The following is a 4,604-nucleotide window of genomic DNA, read 5'->3' as shown; positions in this document are numbered from 1 at the left end:
CTCTTGTTTTACCACTAAACTACACCCGCAAATATGAAATAAATATAAGATATTAGAATAACTTATGTAAAGTAGTATAGCATGTAAAAAAAACGGAAGCAAGAATTTTATCGAAAAAAGTCGAAAAAGTGATGAGTATCTCATCACTTTTTCAATTCTTTATCAATCGCCTTCTTCATACTATCGAAATCAGGGTTTGCAAGATTTCCATTTATATATACTGAAGGAGCACCTTGAACTTTTAATTTTTGAGCACGATCTGAATCTTTACGTACTTTTTCTTTTATTTCTTTACTGTGTAAATCTTTCTTAAATTGTTCTACATCAACTTTCGGAAGCTTCTCTTTCACAATGTTAAGAAGTAATTCTTCTGTAATCCATTCTTCCGTGTCTTTCTTTTGACTTTGATAAATCTCATCGTAGAAAATCCAGAATGAATCTTGATCTTGTTTATAAATTGCTTCACCAGCTGCTGCACCTAAATCAGAGTCTTTTCCGATAAATGGGAAGTTAATAAAGTATAACTGCACTTTACCTTTATCGATATACTCTTCTTTTAATCGTGGTAATACTGTTACATCCCAAGTACGACAAGCAGGACATTTGAAGTCTCCAAATTCAACTACCTTAACTGGGGCATCATCTTTCCCTAAAGATTGTTGTGTGGAATAAGCAAACATCTCATTCCCTTTATCTTTTTTGTCATTTATGATGCTATACGCAATTGTTCCGATTACAATCAATACTGCGATAGAAAAAACTACACCAAGAGCCATGAGTTTATTTGATTTCATATACATTCCTCTTTAAATTCATATTCTGTATACAGCATTGTACACAATACACATAATATCAACACTTATATACGTCACGCAATGAACACGCTCACATAAATTACAAAAACACAATAATTGTGACGATATTGTGTCACAATTTGTCACAATTTATTCAAAAAAAGGAAGCTCCTATGTAGGAACTTCCTTTAGCTTACTGCTTTTTCACGAGCACTCTTTAACATCGACTGCTCTGTTTTTATATCATGACGAATTACTAACTTCTCACTAACTGCTTGCACATACTCATTATGATTGATATAGCCTTCTTTCTCCATTAATCTCAAAACGACATTTCGTCTCTCTACGGCCTTATCATAATTTTGTGCAGGTGAGTAATAAGCGGGTGCCTTTACTACAGCAGCCATCATTGCACTTTCAGCCAACGTTAATTGGCTCACCTTTTTACCGAAGTAAAGGTTTGCTGCTTTTTCAATTCCCCATGCTCCTTCTCCGTAATAAATATTACTTACATACAATTTTAAAATTTCATCCTTCGTAAATGTCCGTTCAATTTTTTTCGTATAAAAAATTTCTTTCCACTTACGAGAAAATGTACGTTCATTCGTTAAAAAGGCATTTTTGGATAACTGTTGTGTAATTGTGCTTCCGCCTTGCACAACACCACCAGCTTTTATATTCTCAACAGACGCTCTGACAATCGCTATATAATCTAAACCGTTATGATGATAAAACCTTTTATCTTCTGTCGCAATAAATGCATGTGTTAATGATTCTGGCACCTCTAACTTAGCAGGTACATGTAATTTACTAATATCACTTTGCTCGATCATTATATTTCCAATGAATAATAACGTACAACTTAACAATAATAATAAAATAATGGCTTTATAAAAGAATTTAGTCATTGGATTTAATGCAACTTTTTGATGATAGTTCACCCTAGATAATACTCGTTCTTTCATCTTAAACACCTCTTTTCCACACAGCGTATAACTCTTACTTTAAGAATACCTTGTTGTAAAAAAATATCCCATCGATTTCTCTTACACGTACCTTACATCATTGTAAGGTATAAAAAAGTATTGTATCACAGTCCTTTTTTATCTACTATTCATCTGAAATATTGAATATAGATTATGCTAAACCAATAACAGAGTATACCTTAAGCCTATACTTCCCTATTAAAACATCCTATTTTCATTATATCATCTACAAAAATATATATTTGTAAGTATCTAGTAATCTAAATGTATACAATATATCATACATTATACAGAACAAACGTTCCTGAAATCAATACTAGCACTATTATTATTTTGACCTTTTTCTTAAACAGTATACAAAAAAGAGTAGTGATTTGATTGTATCTCAAACCGGCTACTCTTTTCTTCACAATCTACCTATTAAATTATATGGCTGCACTTCCCACGTTTCGTACGGAATACAATGTGTTGCTCTCATCGCATCAAGCGTTCTGGATTTCATATGAGGACGCGTTATATACTCATCTATATTCTCTTCATTTAAAACAACAAATTTAGCCTCTTGTATTTCTTCAGGCTGAATTTGTATTTCACCGCTCACGTATGCCACTTTAAAAACAACACCTAGAATGTGCATGGAAGCATTATAATAAACTCCTGTAATACCGATAGGCTTCACCGTTAATCCTGTTTCCTCTTTTATTTCCCTACAAACAGCTTGATCGAGCGCTTCTCCTTCTTCCACCTGTCCTCCTGGCAACTCCCACGTATCCGATCGCCAATGTACTTTAGCTAATAACACTTCGTCTTTTTCATTTGTTAAATAACCTGCTACAGCAACGATATGCTTTGGTGTTTTATGTTCCATATTAAACCTCCTAGAAATAATGATTATTTCATATATCCCTATAAGCATATTCCCTGTCTAAAACAAAATACCTTTACTAATTCATCCTCTTAATTAACTTCATGAAAAAAAGCCCCTATCCGTTAAATGAACAGGGGCTTCTATCGTATTATTCTCCTAAGTCTACGTTGTGGTAAACTTGTTGCACATCTTCTAGATCTTCTAATGCATCAACCATTTTTTCAAATTGTACTTGAGCCTCTTCAGGAAGTTCTACATCACTTTGTGCAAGCATTGTTAATTCTGCAACTGTGAATTCTTCAACACCAGCATCTTTAAGTGCAGATTGTACGGAATGGAATTGATCAGGTTCAGCATACACGATAACAGAATCTTCTTCTTCTAGAATGTCACGTGCATCAACATCTGCTTCCATTAAAATTTCAAGAACTTCATCTGATGTTTTACCTTCAAGACCGATAACAGCTGTCGCATCAAACATGTAAGCTACAGAACCGTTTACACCCATGTTACCACTGTTTTTGCTAAATGCAGCTCGTACATCTGCTGCAGTACGGTTTACGTTATTTGTAAGTGTATCTACAATTACCATAGATCCATTTGGTCCGAATCCTTCATAACGAAGCTCGTCATAATTTTCTTCTGAACCGCCTTTTGCCTTTTCAACTGCACGATCAATAATTGTTCTTGGTACGTTGTATGTTTTCGCACGTTCTAATACAACTCTAAGCGCTTGGTTTGATTCTGGATCTGGCTCGCCTTGTTTTGCTGCCACATAAATCTCACGTCCAAATTTCGCGTATATACGGCTTGTATTTGCATCTTTTGATGCTTTTTTTTCTTTAATATTATTCCATTTACGACCCATACTTTCCACTCTCTTTCCCGTTTTAAATCTACATAAAAATATTAATATGAAATATAATGTGTATTCAACACATTTTTAAAAGAAATATAAAAAGTTCATTTTTGATTCATATTACAGACATAATATAAATTACTATCATTTTGTTCTTTCGACAAGTTATATTATACATGAATTTCTACATTTATTACGAATTTTAGAAGCACATAGTATAATTTAACAAAAAAGACTCTAACAGAAATGTTAGAGTCTTTTTATATAGCCGATACATATTTCCATAATATTCCCATAACTACTTTCTATTGTTGTATAATAAAAAAAGGAAAAAATTTGAAGAGAGATGGAGGGAGAAGTATGACACATTCACATGAGAAAAAAGCACATGGTCTGAAAGGAATAGGAGAGAAGTTAAACCCAACTATCTATCAAGTGAGATTCATGAAATTAGATGAACCAATTCAATTTGAGTCATTTCCTGAATTAAAGGAATTAGGAGATTGGTTGAGTACTTCAACGCACATGTGGGCGTGCCACTCAACTATGTACAAGTACAACAAAGAAGAGTTTGAAAAGAGGTTTTTAGAAATTACAAACTTAACCGTTGATAATGTACTAATATCTACTGGTGCTGTCGGATTTAACTTCATGTCACCGGGTTGGAGAAATTCTCTCTAGAGTGCTCGAAGGGAATATTGTATATACAATATTTTGCTGGAATTTTATAGAATATCACAATTAAAAGGATAAAAATGAATGTTTGTTTTTATCCTTTTAATGTTTCGCAGTCTACTCACCGTACACTTTTTGTACTTATTTTGTCATATAATGAAAAGAAAATACAAAAAAACTCTATACTAATTGTATAGAGTTTTTTTCGCCGTTCATGATACCGATGGTCGGGGTCGAACCGACACTCCCGAAGGAACACGATTTTGAGTCGTGCGCGTCTGCCAATTCCGCCACATCGGCACAAAAGAAAGGCGGCAACCGGATTTGAACCGGTGGTAAAGGTTTTGCAGACCTCTGCCTTACCACTTGGCTATGCCGCCATGTTAAATTTTATTGGAGCGGAAGACGGGATTCGAACCCGC

General features: G+C 34.0%; 5 protein-coding genes and 2 tRNA genes. 1 reads left to right on the top strand and 6 read right to left on the bottom strand.

Annotated features, from left to right (window positions below):
* Positions 1 to 143 precede the first annotated feature (143 nt).
* The 4 genes from GFJ36_RS02310 to GFJ36_RS02295 form a co-directional block, all read right to left on the bottom strand.
* Complete coding sequence (locus tag GFJ36_RS02310) at positions 144 to 794, bottom strand: DsbA family protein (RefSeq protein WP_000841323.1); 651 nt, start codon at positions 792 to 794, stop codon at positions 144 to 146.
* A 188-nt stretch (positions 795 to 982) separates the two neighbouring features.
* Positions 983 to 1,759, bottom strand: coding sequence for a transglycosylase domain-containing protein (locus tag GFJ36_RS02305; protein WP_088610251.1), 777 nt, complete (start codon positions 1,757 to 1,759; stop codon positions 983 to 985).
* Positions 1,760 to 2,186: 427 nt separating this feature from the next.
* Positions 2,187 to 2,648 carry an NUDIX hydrolase gene (locus GFJ36_RS02300; protein ID WP_088610250.1) on the bottom strand — a complete coding sequence of 154 codons (462 nt, stop codon included), beginning with the start codon at positions 2,646 to 2,648 and terminating at the stop codon, positions 2,187 to 2,189.
* A gap of 148 nt (positions 2,649 to 2,796) precedes the next feature.
* Positions 2,797 to 3,516 (bottom strand): YebC/PmpR family DNA-binding transcriptional regulator, encoded by a 720-nt coding sequence (locus GFJ36_RS02295; protein ID WP_088610249.1) that lies wholly within the window; start codon positions 3,514 to 3,516, stop codon positions 2,797 to 2,799.
* Between the two features lie 351 nt (positions 3,517 to 3,867).
* Here GFJ36_RS02295 and GFJ36_RS02290 point away from each other — a divergent pair, with 351 nt between their 5' ends.
* Entirely contained in the window at positions 3,868 to 4,188 is a 321-nt protein-coding gene (locus GFJ36_RS02290) for a DUF3884 family protein (RefSeq protein WP_046956772.1), read from the top strand.
* Positions 4,189 to 4,400: 212 nt separating this feature from the next.
* Here the strand turns inward: GFJ36_RS02290 and GFJ36_RS02285 are convergent.
* Positions 4,401 to 4,482 (bottom strand) — tRNA-Leu (locus GFJ36_RS02285).
* Positions 4,483 to 4,491: 9 nt separating this feature from the next.
* Positions 4,492 to 4,562, bottom strand: a tRNA-Cys gene (locus GFJ36_RS02280).
* Positions 4,563 to 4,604 lie beyond the last annotated feature (42 nt).

Source organism: Bacillus sp. EE-W1 (genome assembly GCF_009760835.1).
GTDB lineage: Bacteria > Bacillota > Bacilli > Bacillales > Bacillaceae_G > Bacillus_A > Bacillus_A wiedmannii.
Note: the sequence above shows the minus strand (reverse complement) of the source record. Positions and strands in the feature narration are given on the sequence as shown.